General features: G+C 71.0%; 17 protein-coding genes. 13 read left to right on the top strand and 4 right to left on the bottom strand.

All coding sequences use genetic code 11. The features are described 5' to 3' along the window. Nucleotides 1-4: 4 nt before the first annotated feature. From NH2_RS00700 to NH2_RS00690, 3 genes are all read left to right on the top strand, one after another. Nucleotides 5-637: a TetR/AcrR family transcriptional regulator gene (locus NH2_RS00700; protein ID WP_067646532.1), complete on the top strand. Its 633-nt coding sequence runs from the start codon at nucleotides 5-7 to the stop codon at nucleotides 635-637. A gap of 94 nt (nucleotides 638-731) precedes the next feature. After that, nucleotides 732-1,961 (top strand): acyl-CoA dehydrogenase family protein, encoded by a 1,230-nt coding sequence (locus NH2_RS00695; protein WP_067646529.1) that lies wholly within the window; start codon nucleotides 732-734, stop codon nucleotides 1,959-1,961. Between the two features lie 11 nt (nucleotides 1,962-1,972). Further along, entirely contained in the window at nucleotides 1,973-2,812 is an 840-nt protein-coding gene (locus NH2_RS00690) for an SDR family oxidoreductase (RefSeq protein ID WP_067646526.1), read from the top strand. On the opposite strand, the gene ephH is transcribed toward NH2_RS00690, so the two are convergent. After that, nucleotides 2,813-3,700 (bottom strand): epoxide hydrolase EphH, encoded by an 888-nt coding sequence (ephH, locus tag NH2_RS00685; RefSeq protein WP_245650364.1) that lies wholly within the window; start codon nucleotides 3,698-3,700, stop codon nucleotides 2,813-2,815. 469 nt (nucleotides 3,701-4,169) lie between these two features. Between ephH and NH2_RS00680 the strand changes: the two genes are divergently transcribed. From NH2_RS00680 to NH2_RS00660, 6 genes are all read left to right on the top strand, one after another. Continuing rightward, nucleotides 4,170-5,000, top strand: a complete 831-nt coding sequence (locus NH2_RS00680; RefSeq protein WP_157103546.1) for an exodeoxyribonuclease III — start codon at nucleotides 4,170-4,172, stop codon at nucleotides 4,998-5,000. Between the two features lie 619 nt (nucleotides 5,001-5,619). After that, nucleotides 5,620-6,840, top strand: a complete 1,221-nt coding sequence (locus NH2_RS00675) for a helix-turn-helix domain-containing protein (RefSeq protein WP_067646523.1) — start codon at nucleotides 5,620-5,622, stop codon at nucleotides 6,838-6,840. 217 nt (nucleotides 6,841-7,057) lie between these two features. Further along, nucleotides 7,058-7,348: a hypothetical protein gene (locus tag NH2_RS28505; protein WP_157103545.1), complete on the top strand. Its 291-nt coding sequence runs from the start codon at nucleotides 7,058-7,060 to the stop codon at nucleotides 7,346-7,348. Continuing rightward, nucleotides 7,329-7,613: a hypothetical protein gene (locus tag NH2_RS00670; RefSeq protein WP_067646520.1), complete on the top strand. Its 285-nt coding sequence runs from the start codon at nucleotides 7,329-7,331 to the stop codon at nucleotides 7,611-7,613. Before NH2_RS28505 ends, NH2_RS00670 begins: the two co-directional genes overlap by 20 nt. 123 nt (nucleotides 7,614-7,736) lie before the next feature. After that, on the top strand, nucleotides 7,737-8,216 hold the full coding sequence (locus tag NH2_RS00665; protein WP_067646517.1) for a guanyl-specific ribonuclease: 480 nt from the start codon (nucleotides 7,737-7,739) through the stop codon (nucleotides 8,214-8,216). Next, nucleotides 8,216-8,668, top strand: a complete 453-nt coding sequence (locus NH2_RS00660) for a barstar family protein (RefSeq protein ID WP_067646514.1) — start codon at nucleotides 8,216-8,218, stop codon at nucleotides 8,666-8,668. Before NH2_RS00665 ends, NH2_RS00660 begins: the two co-directional genes overlap by 1 nt. On the opposite strand, the gene NH2_RS00655 is transcribed toward NH2_RS00660, so the two are convergent. Further along, nucleotides 8,658-9,296 carry a TetR/AcrR family transcriptional regulator gene (locus tag NH2_RS00655; RefSeq protein WP_067646511.1) on the bottom strand — a complete coding sequence of 213 codons (639 nt, stop codon included), beginning with the start codon at nucleotides 9,294-9,296 and terminating at the stop codon, nucleotides 8,658-8,660. The genes NH2_RS00660 and NH2_RS00655 overlap by 11 nt on opposite strands. 160 nt (nucleotides 9,297-9,456) lie before the next feature. On the opposite strand from NH2_RS00655, the gene trpS reads away from it, so the two are divergent. Together trpS and yhjD are read left to right on the top strand one after the other, a co-directional pair. Further along, complete coding sequence (trpS, locus tag NH2_RS00650; RefSeq protein ID WP_067646507.1) at nucleotides 9,457-10,482, top strand: tryptophan--tRNA ligase; 1,026 nt, start codon at nucleotides 9,457-9,459, stop codon at nucleotides 10,480-10,482. A gap of 33 nt (nucleotides 10,483-10,515) precedes the next feature. Continuing rightward, nucleotides 10,516-11,535 (top strand): inner membrane protein YhjD, encoded by a 1,020-nt coding sequence (yhjD, locus tag NH2_RS00645; RefSeq protein ID WP_067646505.1) that lies wholly within the window; start codon nucleotides 10,516-10,518, stop codon nucleotides 11,533-11,535. Between the two features lie 2 nt (nucleotides 11,536-11,537). Here the strand turns inward: yhjD and NH2_RS00640 are convergent, their stop codons facing one another. Next, complete coding sequence (locus tag NH2_RS00640) at nucleotides 11,538-12,821, bottom strand: D-alanyl-D-alanine carboxypeptidase family protein (protein WP_067646502.1); 1,284 nt, start codon at nucleotides 12,819-12,821, stop codon at nucleotides 11,538-11,540. A gap of 85 nt (nucleotides 12,822-12,906) precedes the next feature. On the opposite strand from NH2_RS00640, the gene NH2_RS00635 reads away from it, so the two are divergent. Next, nucleotides 12,907-14,406, top strand: a complete 1,500-nt coding sequence (locus tag NH2_RS00635) for an MFS transporter (RefSeq protein ID WP_067646499.1) — start codon at nucleotides 12,907-12,909, stop codon at nucleotides 14,404-14,406. Next, a complete protein-coding gene (locus NH2_RS00630; RefSeq protein ID WP_067646495.1) occupies nucleotides 14,396-14,992 on the top strand; it encodes an acyl-CoA-like ligand-binding transcription factor in 597 nt (198 codons plus the stop codon). The genes NH2_RS00635 and NH2_RS00630 overlap by 11 nt, the downstream gene beginning before the upstream one ends. On the opposite strand, the gene NH2_RS00625 is transcribed toward NH2_RS00630, so the two are convergent. Then, on the bottom strand, nucleotides 14,981-15,877 hold the full coding sequence (locus NH2_RS00625) for a phenylalanine 4-monooxygenase (RefSeq protein ID WP_067646492.1): 897 nt from the start codon (nucleotides 15,875-15,877) through the stop codon (nucleotides 14,981-14,983). The two genes, NH2_RS00630 and NH2_RS00625, sit on opposite strands and share 12 nt — an antisense overlap. Nucleotides 15,878-16,026: the final 149 nt, after the last annotated feature.

Genomic DNA, 16,026 nt, shown 5'->3' with positions numbered 1-16,026 from the left:
GCTGATGGCCAGCAGTGTGACCCGCGGCCGCCGCACCCAGCACGAGCGCAGCACCGCCATGCGCGAGCGGCTGCTCGACGCCACCGTCGACTGCCTGGTCGAGTACGGCTACGCGGGAACGACCACCCCGCGTATCGCGGCCCGCGCCGGGGTCACCCGCGGCGCCCAGGTGCACCACTTCGGCGCCAAGGCGGACCTGGTGGTCGCCGCCGTCCGGCACCTGGCGCAGCGTCGCTCCGAGATCGCGCTGCGCGAGCTGGACCGCGCCACCACCAGCGCCGACCCGCTCGGCGTCGCGCTCGAACTGCTCTGGGAGACGCACCAGGGCCCGCTCTTCGCCGCCTCCGCCGAGCTCTGGATCGCGGGCCGCACCGACCCCGTGCTCGCCGCCGCGCTGCGCGAGGCCGAACCGATCATCGACGAGATGGTCCTCACCACCGTCGCCCGCCTGCTCCCCGCCGGCCGCGACGCCCGCCCGCTGCGCGACCTGCTCTACACCGCCATGGACGTGCTGCGCGGCATCCTGGTGGCCGACTTCGTCGGCACCGACCCGGCCCGTGCCCGCCGCCGCTGGCTCCGCGCCAGCACCGAATTGCGTCGCACGCTCCCGGAACAGCCCCCCGGCGTGCCCCGCTGACACCGGTTCGGAGCGAACCCGCCCGCCCCCGCGAGCCCGGCGGTATGGTCACTTGCATACAAGCGTGCACGCATGTGTGCCGGGAGGAACAACGATGTTCGAGTGGTCCGAGACCGACCTGATGATCCGCGACGCGGTGCGCGGTTTCGTGGACAAGGAGATCCGGCCCAAGCTGGACGAGCTGGAGAGCGGCGAGCTGCCGCCCTACCCGGTGATCCGGAAACTGTTCGCGCAGTTCGGCATCGACGCCATGTCGGAGGAGGCGGTGCGCAAGTCGCTGGCCCGCGAGCGGGCGGGCGAGAGCGCGGGCGAGAGCGAGGAGAACGCGCAGGACTCCATGATGGCGGTGCTCATCTCCGAGCTCTCCGGCGTGAGCCTGGGCCTGGTCAGCGCGCTCGGCGTGAGCCTCGGGCTGGGCGCCGCCACCATCAGGGCGCGCGGCACGCTGGCGCAGAAGGAGCGCTGGCTCGCCGACCTCATGACCATGCGCAAGGTCGCCTCCTGGGCCATCACCGAGCCGGATTCCGGCTCGGATGCCTTCGGCGGCATGCAGACCACGGTCCGCAGGGACGGCGACGACTACATCCTGAACGGCCAGAAGACCTTCATCACCAACGGCCCGTACGCCGACGTCGTCATCGTCTACGCCAAGCTGGACGACGGCACCACCGCCAAGCGCGACCGCAAGGTCCTCACCTTCGTCCTCGACTCCGGCATGCCCGGCTTCACCCAGGGCAAGCCGTTCAAGAAGATGGGGCTGCACGCCTCGCCCACCGGCCAGCTCTTCTTCGACGACGTCCGGCTCGGCCGCGACCGGCTGCTCGGCGAGACCGAGGAGCACGGCAGCGGCGACGGCAGGGAGAGCGCGCGCTCCAGCTTCACCGCCGAGCGGGTCGGGGTGGCGTTCCAGGCGCTCGGCATCATCGAGGAGTGCCTGCGGCTCTCGGTCGACTACGCCCGCGCCCGCACGCTGTGGGGTCAGGAGATCGGCCGCTTCCAGCTCATCCAGCTCAAGCTCGCGAAAATGGAGGTGGCCAGGATCAACGTGCGCAATATGGTCTTCAACACCCTGGAACGCGGCCGCGCGGGCAAGCCGCCGAGCCTGGCCGAGGCCTCGGCGATGAAGTTGTACGCCTCGGAGGCGGCGACCGACGTGGCCATGGACGCGGTGCAGCTCTTCGGCGGCAACGGGTACATGCAGGAGTACCGGGTGGAGCAGCTGGCCAGGGACGCCAAGTCGCTGATGATCTACGCGGGCAGCAATGAAATCCAGGTCACCCACATCGCCAAGGGGTTGCTCGCCGACTCCGCCACCAAGCGCTGAGAGGAACCGCCATGGCCACGGCAACCACCGTCGCGGGCAAGGTCGTCGTCATCACCGGCGGGGCGCGCGGCATCGGCTTCGCCACCGCGAGGCACCTGCGCGACCAGGGCGCCCAGGTGGCGATCGGCGATATCGACGAGCCGAAGGTCAAGGAGGCGGGCGCGGACCTCGGCCTGGAGGTCTACGGCAAGCTCGACGTCACCGACCCGGACTCCTTCGCCGCCTTCCTCGACCAGGTGGAGCGGCAGCTCGGCCCGGTGGACGTACTGGTCAACAATGCCGGGATCATGCCCGCGGGCAGCTTCGGCGACGAACCCGACCGGGTGAGCCGCCGGATCATGGACATCAACGTGCACGGCGTGATCGTCGGCAGCAAGCTGGCGGTGCAGCGGATGGCGCCGCGGGGCAGCGGGCATGTCGTCAATATCGCCTCACTGGCGGGCGAGGCGCCGACCCCCGGCCTGGCCACCTACTGCGCCAGCAAGGCGGCGGTACTCGCGCTCACCGACACGCTGCGGGCGGAGTACCGGGAGCGCGGCGTCGAGTTCTCCGCGGTGCTGCCGACGTTCACCAATACCGAGCTGGTCTCCGGCACCGCGGGCGCCAAGGGCATGAAGAACGCCGAGCCCGAGGACATCGCGGCGGCGGTCGCCGGGCTGATCGCCAAGCCAAGGCGGCGGGTCGCGGTGACCAAGCTGGCCGGGGCGCTGGTGGCCTCGCAGTACTTCCTGCCGACCAAGGTGAGCGAGTACCTGGCGCACGCCTTCGGGCTGGAGAAGGTCTTCCTGGACGATGTCGACACCGCCGCGCGCAGTGCCTACGAGCGCCGCGCGCGGGGCGAGGACGAGTAGCTACAAGGCTTTGAGGCGGCTCCGGCTGGCGTAGACGTGCTCGGCGATGAGCGTGGCGATCCGGTCCGGCGCCTCCAGCATGGGGACGTGGCCGACGCCGTTGACCAGGATGCGGTCGGCGGAGTCGGGGAGTTCGTTGAGGTAGCGGCGGGCGTACACGCGGTTCGGGATCACCCGGTCGTACTCCGCGAGGAGTAGCCGGACCGGGGTGGTGAGCGTCGAGAGCTCCGGCAGCGCCGGGTGCCTGATCCCGCCGAGCAGCATGGGGACCATGGCCGCGCACTGCAGGACCGCGTGCACAGCGGCGCTGGCGTCCCGGCTCCCGACCCGGCCCGCGTTCTTGGCCAGCGCGTACCCCGCCAGTCTGCGGATCACCGGGTTGTCCATTTGCCGCACCCCGATCCTTTTTCCCGCCTCGGCGAACGGCACCAGGGCGAGGAACTTCAGCCCGACCCGGAACTGGGTGAGCGAGGGCGACGCCCAGCCGCCCGCCGGGGCGATCAGCGTGAGGGTGCGGGCTCGGCCGCGGCGCGCGAGTTCGGCGCCGATCCAGCCGCCCAGCGAGTTGCCCGCGATATGGCAGGTGCGCCAGCCTTTCTCGTCGAGCATGCGCTCGATCTCATCGGCCAGTTTCCGCACGTCGAGCGGGCCGTCGATCGGTTTGCCGCCCCAGTGGCCGGGGAGCGCGGGGGCGAAGACCTCGCAGCGGGCCGCCATCCGGGCCGCGACCTGCTCCCAGCAGTGCGGGGAGAGCAGGAAGCCGTGCAGGAGCAGGAGAGGGTCGCCGGAGCCGATATTGATCGCCGCGATGGGCTGCGGGCGAGCGGGGATGGGGCGCTTCGGTTTCGGTGCGGGTTCCGGGACGGGGCGCACGGGCAGTGCGGTCACCCTGCGTGTTCCGGAGGGGCGAGTCAAAGGCTCTGCGTCCGTACCGGAACCCGACGGAGCCGCGAACCGCTGCGCGGCGTCTGCTTCGGCGCCGGTGGCGCCCGGCTCGGGCGGGGTGGTGGCTGCATCGGACGCGGTGATGGTGGCGGTGGTGTCCGCAGCCGCGAGGGCAGGCAGCGGACCGCCCGCGGCAGGGGCAAGCGCGGCGGTGTCCGGAACAACGGCGTCGATTCTGCGTCGGCGGACGAAGGTGGCGCGCGGGAAAGTGCGGCGGAATGAACCGGTGTCGGACGACATCGTCGGCACCCCTTCCTGGGCGGTGACGGCGGTGTCGCGGCGCCCGGGGTCGTTCGCCGGAGCCGGTCGGCCCCGGGTTGCGGAGCCCTCCGGTGCGGTGGGCCCCCGCGGACGCCCCGCGCCGGGTGTGGCGCCGGAAACGTACGTGTGACCAGCATTGTACGGTTTTCGGGTGCCTGCGATCATCACAACCGTAAACGTGAACGGCGTCCGAGCGGCAACCGGCAAGGGGCTCCTCGAGTGGCTGGCCGCGACCGACGCCGACGTGGTCTGCCTGCAGGAGACCAGGGCCACCGACGCCCAGACCCGCTCCGCGCTCGCACTCGACGGCTGGCACCTCGCGAACGCCGAACCCGGTGCCAAGGGCCGCGCGGGCGTCGCCATCCTCTCCCGGCGGGAGCCGGACGCCGTGCGGATCGGCTTCGGCAGTGCGGAATTCGACGGGTCCGGCCGGTACGTCGAAGCGGACTTCGGCGGCCTCACCGTCGCCAGCGTCTACGTCCCCTCCGGCGACGTCGGCACCCCGCGCCAAGACGAGAAGTACCGCTTCCTGGACGAACTCGGCGCCCATCTGGGTGCTCGCACCGGCGAGATGGTGGTGGCGGGCGACTGGAATATCGCGCACACCGAGCGGGACCTGAAGGCGTGGAAAGCCAATCGCACGTCGTCCGGGTTCCTGCCCGAGGAGCGGGCCTGGATCGACAAGTTGCTGGCCGGAGGCTGGGTGGACGTTGTGCGCGCACTGCACCCCGACGTGGACGGCCCGTACTCCTGGTGGTCCTACCGGGGCCGTGCCTATGACAACGACACCGGCTGGCGGATCGACGCGCTTTTCACCACCGCGGATATCGCGCGGTTCGCGGAGTCCGCGCGGGTCGAGCGGGCGGCTACCTACGCCGAGCGGTGGTCGGATCATGCCCCGGTTACGGTCGGATTCAGCGCGCTTCCCGGGATCACCGATTGTGGTGCCGGCTCGACCCTGGTGGGAACCCGCACTCCGTAGATCTCGCGATGATTCGCAAATGGGCGCGCTCCGCACCTACAGCAAGTACAGCCGCTCATTCGGAGGACGGGTGAATCGTGGGAGGCAGTCGGTGTCCACGCTGACCGCGTCGACATACCGCCGTTCCGCGTGCTCCTGCACGAAGATCAGCGCCGCGGTCATACAGGCGACATAATCCAGCGGTATCCCACCGAGCCGGATGCTCAGGTGCACATCCGGTTCGTCCGGTGCCGGAGAGCCGGGCATCGGCTATCGGTCCGGGTTATCGGCGATCTCGAGTGCTTGCCGCAGCGTCACCGGCGACATGGGACGCTCTCCGCGCTCAGGTTGCGGTCCGTCCCAGGTGCGAAGCGCAATGGCGATCGCTTCCAGCGTCCGCGCCGGCAACGCGCGGTGCTGCTGCTGAGTCCGCGGAAACCGAACGCGCTGCGGTAGTGATCTTCTCACCTGTTCCCCCTTTGTCGCTTGGTTCGCGCTCGACACCGGGAACCGCCACCGGTGCCGAGCGCTGGGGACAGACGGTAGGAAGTCTGGTCATCCGCGCTGGGTACATTTCCTACCCCCTACGCAGCGGATACCCTTGATCCGACGAGGCGCTGGGCGAGAAGGTGGTCCCACGATGACAACCGACGAACTCCCGATCGGGACGCGAATCAAACGGCTCCGCACGCGGAGAGGTATGTCGAGGCCGGTCCTGGCAGGTCTCCTTGGCCGGTCCGCCGAGTGGGTCAAAGCTGTAGAGAACGGCCGGATCAAAACGCCGGGGCTGCCCATGCTGCTCCGCATCGCCCGAGCCTTGGAAATCGAGGACCTGGCCGAGCTGACCGGCGAGGGGCACGCTGTCCCGGTCGGCGTTTTCGCTGGTGCTCGGCACGCAGCGCTCACCGATGTGCAAGTGGCACTCACCGATTACCGCATGCACGTCCCGCGACGACCGGAATCCGTGGGGCACTTGGCGGCGCGCCTGAATCAGGCGTGGGCAGTGCGCCATTCCAGCCCGGACCACCGAACGCAGCTGGGTGCACTGCTGCCCGGTTTGATCAGGGACGCGCAGGGTGCCGTGCGAGCAGGCGGACCCGAGCGTCGAGCCGCACGCCGAGTGCTGGCGGGCGTCTATCAGCTGGCGGACTTCTATGTCGCCTATCAGCCCGCTCCGGAGCTGGTCTGGCTCGTCGCCGACCGGGCGCTGAACGAGGGATACGAATCCGACGATCCCTACGTCATCGCGTGCGGCGCCTGGGCGATGGTGCAGGCGCTGCGGGATTCGGGGCGCTGGGAGGAGGCGATCGGACTCGCCCGGACGGCGGGTGAGCGAATCACTCACTACCTCGATCGCGACAGCACACCGAACGATTGGCGCGGAATCACCGGGGCGCTGAATGCCGAGCTGGCCTACGTCCACGCCCGCCGGGGCAGGCACGGTGAAGCATGGGCGTACTGGGAAAAGGCCGATCGGATGGCCCGAGGCCTCGGCGCCGAGTATCGGCACGTCCAGACGTCGTTCTCGGTACCGGTCATGGCCGCGCACGCCACGACTCTCGGAGTGGAATTGCGGCGCCCCGGCGAGGCGGTGCGAGCGGCGAACGGTTTCGACGCCGACAGCATCGTGTCGGTGCCGAGACGATCCCGCCATTTCATCGAAGTCGCGCGGGCACACACCCAGCGTGATGAGCATGTGGCCGCGTTCGCGCTGTTGGAGAAGGCGGCACAGACCGCGCCCGAGACGATTCGCTACAACGGGTTCGCGCGGGTGATGCTGCACGGGTTGCGGAAGAACCCGCCTTCGGGGATGCGCGCCGACGTCCGGCGGCTGTGTGACGAGGTGGGCATCGCCGCATAGCGGGCGCTCGGGCTCGACCGCGAACCCGGCCATCGGCGGCCCGAGCGGCGGGCTCGCGCTCTGCGTTGCTCATGCGGTATCCGATCCGCTGTCGACAAGCAGTTCGATGCCATCGGTGTCGCGGCGTTCGGGATGTCTGATTGCAATCAGAGGTATTGGTGGACAATGCAGTTTGGCGATGCGCGGGTGTGTGGAGCGGCCTCGGTAGGGTGGGCGGATGCCTTTCCAGCTGCCCGAGTGGGCGGAGTCCCGGCTGCGGGGCGTGACGCCGGGCGAGGTCGATGAAGCCCTGTCGGCGCGGCGCCGGTTGGCCCTGCCGTCGACAAGTGAACATCCGCAGGTCACACTGATAGCAGCGCGTACGCATTCCGGTCGGCCACTGATCGTGGCTGTTCACCGCGTCGGACAGTGGCAGTGGGAGATCATCGCCGCCGGCGAGCTGACCGGAGAGCGCCTCGCGGTGTTCCAGCGATGGGAGGAAGGAAGCGATGAGCCATTCGAAGGATGACGGTACCGATCCGGTACTGGCCGCGCTCGACGCCGCGCACGGCCCGGACTGGAGCATCGACAGCTTCGCTTTCGCGCCCGATGCCCAGCCGGTCGAGGTCCCGCGGCACGAGCCCGGCACGCTGACCGTGCGCCGCACCGTGCAGTTGGTTCTGCCCATCGAAGCCGATCGTGCCCTCACCGACGCCGCAGCCGGCTCCTCCGTCGATGAGGTCGCCTCGCAGTGGATCGGCACCGAGGCGGACCTGCGCCGCCGGAGCGCCTGAACGCGCGCCGCGCCCAGCCCGAACTGTACTGCGACCGAACTCACGCCTGGGTTGTTGACGTAGATTCTCGATCGTGAAGGTGAGTGCGGACGCGGCCGAGCCGCTGGTGACGGTGCGGTACCGATGAGCGAGGCGCAGCAGGGCAGAGGCGCCCTCACCAAGGTACTGATCGCGCTCGGCGGGCTGATCGTCGTCGTCCTCGTGGGACTCTTCGCCCGCGGCACCGACGACCCGAGCACCGCCACCCCGTCCGCGACCACCCAACCGGCGAAACCCGCAACCCCGTCGACCCCGCCGACCGACCGGAAAGCCCAGGCACCGGACGTCCCACCCCGCGCCTACGACACCCTCACCGAAATAGACGCCGGCCGCTGGCCCGACTCGGCCAACGCCCCCGGCACCAAGGGCGGCGACCGCTGGCAGAACAGAGAGGGCACCCTCCCGCGCACCGGCACCGACGGCAAACCCGTCACCTACCGGGAGTGGGACGTCAACCCCAAGCAGCGCAACCGCAACCGCGACGCGGAACGCATCGTCACCGGCAGCGACGGCACCGCCTGGTACACCGGCGACCACTACGCCACCTTCACGAGGATGCGCTGATGACCAGGCCGATAACCCTGGCCCGTTTCCTGACGCAGGAGCACCAGCCGCTCGGCTCGCTGGCGGTGGACCCGGCCGAGTTCAGCGAGGTCAGGCACCGCGCCCCGGCCGGGTTCGTGGTGCGTGAGCTGCGCGGTGGCCGGATGCGAACCATCAGCGGCGTGTACGACGAGTTCGCCGCCGCCTTCCAGTTCCCGTACTACTTCGGCGCCAACAAGGACGCCTTCGACGAGTGCCTGCGCGATCTGGACGAAAGCCTCGGCGCGGCCGAGGGCTACCTGGCTGTGGTCAGGAATTCCACCGAACTGCTGGCCGAACAGCCCGCCGAACGCGCGTGGTTCGGCGCGGCCATGCGGGACGGCGCCGAGTACTGGGCGCGGAAGAACGTGCTCTTCCGGGTGGTGCTGCAGGGCGAGCCCGCCCCGCTGCGCGCGGTGCCGCTCACGCTCTGAAGCGGCGCGCCAGATCCTCGCCGAGCAGCACGAACACCTCGGTGGTGTGCTCGATGAGCTGCTCCTTGGACATCGTCAGGTCGCCCTGTAACCAGACCGTCAGCGTCTGGACGAGCCCGCCGACCAGGTAGGTGGCGCGGAAGTCGATGAGCGGGGCCGAGCTGGGGTCGGTGACGCCGTAGAAGTCGCCGCCCTGGGCCGCCACCAGGCGGGCGAAGGCGCGCACGGTGGCATTGGTGCGGGCGCGCAGCTCCGGGGTGGCCAGGCCGGCGATCAGCGCGACCTCGGCCTTGCGCGGGTCGTCGGTGAGCAGGTGGATGCCCGCGGCGATGGCGGCGTGCGCCTTGGCTCCCGGCTCGTCGGGGGCGGTGCGCAGCGCGGTCAGGATGGTGGCGGCGAGCTCCTCGGCGATGCTGTCGATGAGCGCGGTGAGCACGGCGTCCCTGCTGTCGAAGCTCTCGTAGTAGTACCGCTCGTTCAGCCCGGCCGCGGTGCACAGCCCGGAGACGGTGAGCTTGCCCAGTCCGTGCGTGCCGATGATCTCCAGCGCCGCCGTGAGCAGGGCGGATCGCCGCTGCGCCCGCCGCTCGTCGGCGGAGACGCCACCGTACGTTCGCTGCGCCGTCACGTTCTCGATTTTGACACGACGGTATTCCGGCTCCGCGCGCTTGCCCCGCCGTACAAGCTGGTCTCGAAGCGGGAGCAGCGGCTGATCCGCACCGGAAGGCCGAGCATGCCGGGGGTGGACACCCGGAATTCCGCTTGATGGGGCGTGCGAAGATCGGGGCATGTCCAGTCCCGCGCAGCCCGGCGAGCGCAAACAGCGTGTGCTCTCCGGGATCCAGCCGACCAGTTCCTCGTTCCACCTCGGCAACTACCTGGGCGCACTGCAGTACTGGGTCACCATGCAGGACGACTACGACGCCCTGTACTTCATCCCGGACCTGCACGCCATCACCGTCCCCCAGGACCCCAGGGAGCTGCGCGCCCGCACCCGCGGCGCCGCCGCGCAACTGCTCGCCATCGGCATCGACCCGAAGAAGTCGACGCTCTTCGTGCAGAGCCAGGTGCCCGAGCACGCCGAGCTCTCCTGGGTGCTGAGCTGCATCACCGGCTTCGGCGAGGCGAGCCGGATGACGCAGTTCAAGGACAAGTCGGTCAAGCAGGGCGCGGACAACGCGACCGTCGGGCTCTTCACCTACCCGGTGCTCATGGCCGCCGACATCCTGCTCTACCGCCCGCACCAGGTGCCGGTCGGCGAGGACCAGCGCCAGCACCTGGAGCTGACCCGGAATCTGGCGCAGCGCTTCAACACCCGCTTCAAGAAGACCTTCGTGGTCCCCGAGGCGCACATCGTGAAGGGCACCGCCAAGATCTACGACCTGCAGGACCCGACGGCCAAGATGAGCAAGTCGGCCTCGACCGACGCCGGGCTGATCAACCTGCTGGACGACCCGAAGGTGACGGCGAAGAAGATCCGCTCCGCGGTCACCGACACCGAGCGCGAGATCCGCTTCGACCAGGAGGCCAAGCCGGGGGTCAGCAACCTGCTGGTGATCCTGAGTTCGGTCGCCGGTACCCCGATCGCCACCCTGGAGAAGGATTACGCGGGCAAGGGTTACGGCGACCTGAAAGCCGACGTCGCCGCGGCGCTGGTGGAGTTCGTCACCCCGCTGCGCGCGCGGGTCGACGAGTACCTGAGTGATCAGGGCGAACTCGACCGGATCCTGGCCGCCGGGGCCACCCGGGCGCGCGAGATCGCCGGCAACACGCTCGCACAGGTTTACGATCGGGTGGGGCTGCTCACTCGGTGAGTAAGCGCGGGGGCCGAGCCGAGGGGCGAGACCATGCAGGTGATCGACGACACCAAGGCCGGGATCGAGCGGCGCATCCAGGCGCGGCCGTGGCTGGACCACCTGGTCCGGGCGGGTGGCCGCTACCAGCGGCAGCGCGGTGACTACTACGCCGCGGGCATCACCTACTTCACCGTGCTCTCGCTCTTCCCGCTGCTCATGGTGGCCTTCGCGGCCGCCGGGTTCGTGCTCGCCGGCAATCCGGAGTTGCTCGGCGAGCTGCAGCAGAAGGTCATCGAGAACATCCCCGGCTCGATGGGCGACCAGCTCAACGACCTGATCGACCAGGCCATCCGCTCCAGGAACACGGTCGGCGTGCTCGGCCTGCTCACCGGCGTCTACACCGGGCTCGGCTGGATGGCGAACCTGCGCGCGGCGCTCACCGAGCAGTGGGACCAGAAGACCGAGGAGGGGAACTGGTTCACCTCCAAGCTCTCCGACTTCGTCGCGCTGGTCGGGCTCGGGCTGGCCATGGCGGTCTCGCTCGGGCTCTCCGGGCTGGCCTCCAGCGGGCTGGGGGAGTGGCTGCTGCGCTTCTTCAAGCTCTCCGAGTTGCCCGGCGCGCGGTTCCTGCTCGCGCTGATCGGCATCGTGCTCGGCGCGCTCGCCTCGTGGGCGGTGTTCTGCTGGATCATCGCGCGGCTGCCGCGCGAGCCGGTCACGCTGAAGAGCGCGGCCAAGGCGGCGCTCATCGCGGCGCTGGTCTTCGAGGTGTTCAAGCTGGTGGCCTCGCTCTACCTGCAGACGGTGCTGAGCAGCCCGGCCGGCGCGACCTTCGGGTCGATCATCGGCCTCATGGTGTTCAGCTACGTCACCTACCGGATCGTGCTCTTCGCGACGGCGTGGGCTGCGACCGCGCGGGAGAACGAGCGGGAGGGGGTGGTCCCCGCCCCCGCGCCCGCGATCATCGAGCCGCGGGTGGGGCCCGCCGGGACCACCGCCGCGGCGGGCGCCGCCTGGTTCGGTGCGGGAGCGCTTGCCGCGCTGGGGGTTTGGTTGCTCCGCAGGCGGTGAACTCAGCGCCTGCGGCGGTTGACGCCGCGGGCGGCCACGAGCAGGGCCAGCACCACGAAGACGCCCGCGGCGACGAAGAAGAGCCGGGCCCGGTCGCGGGCGTCGCTGCCGCCGGGCAGGTCGCGATCACCGGGGTCGGCGGCGGGTGGCGCGGCCAGTGTCGGCCCGCCACTCGACCCGGCGGCCGCCGCATCGGGCAGCATGCCGACCCCACCGCCCCGCTGCACGGCGAACCCGTAGTCCAGCAACCGCGCCGCCTGCTCCCACGGCCGCAGCGGCAGCACATCCGCCTTGAGCAGCGTCACCACCAGCCTGCGGCCACCGCGCTCGGCTCCGGCGACGAAGGTCTGCCTGGCGTCGTCGGTGAACCCGGTCTTGCCGCCGAGCGCGCCCTCGTAGTTGTAGAGCAGGTGGTTGTCGTTGCCGATCACGAAGCCGGGGTGGTCGGTGTCGCCGGGAATCCTCGGATCCGGCGGGAAGCCGGGGAAGTCGATCTGCTCGGTGCGGATGAACTCGGCGAACCGCGGCTCCGTCATGGCCTCGCGGAAGAGCACCGCCATGTCGTAGGCGGAGGTGCTCATGCCGGGCCCGTCCAGCCCGGAGGGCGTCGCGGCCCTGGTATCGAGCGCGCGCAGCGAGCGGGCCAGGTCGTTCATCTTGGCGACGGTCACCGGGTCGCCGCCGAGCTGGGCGGAGAGCGCGTGCGCGGCGTCGTTGCCGGACGCCATCACCAGGGCCTGCAGCAGCTGGCGGTTGGTGTAGCGGCCGCCGGGGCCGATGCCGACCCTGGTGCCCTCCACATCGGCGTCGGCGGCGGTGCCGGTGACCACGGTGTCCAGCTTCAGCGTGCGCAGTGCGACGGTGGCGAGCAGCACCTTGATGGTGCTGGCGGGGCGGTAGCGGCCGTGCGGGTCCTTGGCGGCGAGCACCTCGCCGGTGTCCAGGTCGGCCACGACCCAGGCGGTGGCGGAGATGTCGGCGGGCACGGGTCCGGCCGAATCGGGCAGTACAACACCACATTCCGCCATCCGTTTGCCGCCGATGGCGGGCGAGGGCACCGGCAGCGGGTCGGGGGTGCGCTCGCCCGGCTCGGGCACCTCGGAGGCGTCGATCGGGGCGGGCGGCTTGGTCCGCTGCGCGCAATCGCGGGTATCCGGCGTGCTGAACGGGGTGGTGGTGGGCGGTGGAGCGGGCTGGGCGAGGGCCGGCGCGGCCACGGCGCCGGCGAGCACGGCGGCGGTGGCCAGCACCGCGGCGACCGCGCGCCACGGGTCGCGAGTGTTCATCACCGCAAAGGGTATCGGGGTCTGGACAGCGCACAGAAAGTGGTAGAGACTGTCAAAAAATAGTAACTGTCACTTTGGAGACGCTATGTCCCGCTCCGCCACCCACCGCTGGTCCGCGCTCGGCGCCATGGCGCTCGCCATGACCGTCATCGGCCTGGACATGACCGTGCTGACGGTCGCGCTGCCCAACCTCGCGCTCGACCTCGGTGCGGGAAGTGCTGCGCTGCAGTGGTTCTCCACCGCCTACACGCTCGCGCTCGCCGCGGTCATGCTGCCCGCGGGCGCGTTCGGCGACCGGTACGGCAGGCGCCGCTTGCTGCTCGGCGCGCTGCTCGTCTTCGGGCTCGCCTCGGTGGCCTGCGCCTACGCGGCCTCGCCCGGCCAGCTCATCGCCGCTCGCACCGTGCTCGGGGTCGCCGCGGCCGCCATGATCCCGATGACCATGGCCACGGTGACCGTGCTCTTCGCCGACCCGGCCGAGCGTGCGCGGGCCATGAACATCTGGGTCACCGCCACCGCGATCGGGTTGCCGCTCGGGCCGATCCTCGGCGGCTGGCTGCTGAACACCTTCTGGTGGGGTTCGGTGTTCCTGATCAATGTGCCGGTGGTGCTGGTCGGCGTCGTGGCGGTGGTGGCGCTGGTGCCGGAGTCGCGCGACCCGGGGCAGCGCCCGATCGACCTGCCAGGCGCCGGGCTCGCCGTGGCCGGGATGCTCGCGCTCACCTACGGGCTGATCCGGCTCGGCGAGGACGGCCTCGGCGACCCGCTCGGCTGGCTCGGCTTCGCCGCCGGTGCCGGGCTGCTGGTGGCGCTGGTCCGGCACCAGCGCAGGGCGGCGTACCCGCTCGCCGATCTGGAGTTGTTCCGGCGCGCGGGTTTCCGCTGGGGCACGGTGTTCGCGGTGGTGATCACCTTCGGGCTGTTCTTCACGCTGCCGCAGTACTACCGGGCGGTGCTGGAGGTGGACGCGCTCGGCAGCGGGGTGCGGCTGCTGCCGATGATCGCGGGGTTGCTGGTCGGGTCGCGGGTGGGCGATGTGCTGCGGGTGCGGCTCGGCACCGCGCGCACGGTGGGGCTCGGGCTCGGGCTGCTCGGCCTCGGCCTCGGGCTCGGCGCGTTCACCTCGGTGGGCAGCGGCTTCGGCTTCGTGGCGGCGTGGGTGGCGCTGACCGGCGTCGGCATGGGCATCGCGCTACCCGCGGTCATGGCGGCGGCGCTGGACGACCTCACCGGCGATCGCGCGGGCGCCGGGTCCGCGCTGTTGCAGGCGCTGCGGCAGGCCGCGGGGACGATCGCGGTGGCCTTCCTCGGTGCGGTGCTGGCGGCGGTGTACCGGGCACAGCTGGGCGCGGCGAACCGCCCGCCGATCGACGACAGCGTGAACGCCGGGGTCGCGGTGGCGCGGCAGCTCGGCGACGCCGCGCTGCTGGAGCGGGTCAGGGAGGCCTTCGTCGCCGGAATGGGCGTGATGCTCGCGCTCTGCGCGCTGCTCTGCCTGGCCGCGCTGCCGGTGGCGCTGCGGGTGCTGCCCGGGCGCGCCGCGGCGCCGGTCGCCGATCCGTCAGAATCGGGGCATGGCCGATAACGTCGCGGTGCGCGGACTGCGCGAGCGCAAGAAGGAACGCACCCGCCGCACCATTCGCGAGCAGGCCTTCCGGCTCTTCCGGGAGCAGGGCTACGCGGAGACCACCGTCGAGCAGATCGCGGCGGCCGCCGAGGTCTCGCCGAGTACCTTCTTCCGCTACTTCCCGGCCAAGGAGCAGCTCATCCTGGCCGACGACCTGGATGCCCCGCTCATCGCCGAGTACCGGACGCAGCCGCCGGGGCTGAGCCTGTTCGCGGCCTTCCGGGCGGCCATGCGGGCGGTGCTGAGCACGCTGCCGCCGGAGGAGCTCGCCTTCGAGCGGGAGCGCCAGGACCTGCTGTATCGCACCCCGGAGCTGCGCTCCGCCATCCCGCTGGAACTCGAGCGCGGGATCGGCATGCTCACCGAGCTCTTCGCCGAGCGGCTCGGCCGTGACCCGGACGACGAGGAGATCCGGGTCACGGCGGGCGCCTTCACCGGCGCCATGCTGGTCACCGCGCTCGGCAGGCCGCTGGATTGGACCGCGCTGGATCGCGCCATGGCGCAGCTGGAGGACGGCCTGCCGCTCGGCCGGTCAGACGGGTAGCCGCCCGTCCCTGGCGCAGCGGGCGGGGGTCTCGTCGTCCATCGTGTCGAAGAAGGCCCCGAGCACCTGCTCGACCTCGGAGAACGAGCGGGCGCAGTAGAGCACCGGCTGGTAGTGCGTGATGTCGTAGACGGCGGTGCCCATGGCGGCCACGTCGAGCGGGCGCAGCCGGGCCGCGCGGAACTCCTCGATCTCGCCGTAGGAGGAGAGCAGCCCGGCGCCGTAGCAGCGAAGCTCGCCGCGCTCGGTGAGCACCCCGAACTCCAGCGAGAACCAGAAGACATCGGCCAGGAACTTCAGCGCGGCGTCGGTGTGCAGCCGCCGCGCCGCCGCGCCCACCGCGACGTACAGCGCGGCCAGCCGCGGACTGGCCAGCTGGGTGCCGTGCCCGATGATCTCGTGCACCGCGTCCGGCTCCGGGGTGTAGAGCGGCGCGCTGTGGTGCCGCAGGTACTGGGTCGCGTGGAAGACCCGGTCGGCGAACGAGCCGAAGAACTGCCGCAGCGGCACCAGCCCGGCCGCGGGCGCGTAGCGGAAGCCGCTCAGCGGCGCCAGCGCGGCGGAGACCTGGCCGAGCTGCGGCACGTGGTCCGCGGGGAGCCCGAATTCCCGTGCCGCGTGCCGGATCTCGGCACACGCGTAGTGGCGGTGCTTGCGCGCTAGCTCGGCGGCGACGGTGCGCCAGACGGCGTGCTCGCGCTCGGTGTAGGCCACCCGCGGCGCCGGCTCGCCCGGCGCGTGCGCGAGGGCGAGCGCCGCGATGGCATCGCGGCGGGCCCGGTACTCCGGGTCGTGCGCGCCCGGGTGGTCCGCGCTCAGCCGGACTCGGACCGCGCCGTCGCCGCCGCGGCTCACCGGCGAGTAGAGCTGCGCTTCGGTGAACATGCTCCGATGCAAGCACCGCGGGCCCGGCGCGGCAATCCGCCCCGCCGCAGCTGTACACACTGCTCAGCTGGGCGGGCCGAGCTGCGTGATGCGGGCCGAAGCCCTCGCGCGGGCGACGTTTCCGACGCGAGATGACCGGTCTGTCGGTA

The organism is Nocardia harenae NBRC 108248, from assembly GCF_001612885.1.
Lineage (GTDB): Bacteria > Actinomycetota > Actinomycetes > Mycobacteriales > Mycobacteriaceae > Nocardia > Nocardia harenae.
This window is presented reverse-complemented; position numbering and strand designations above follow the sequence as displayed.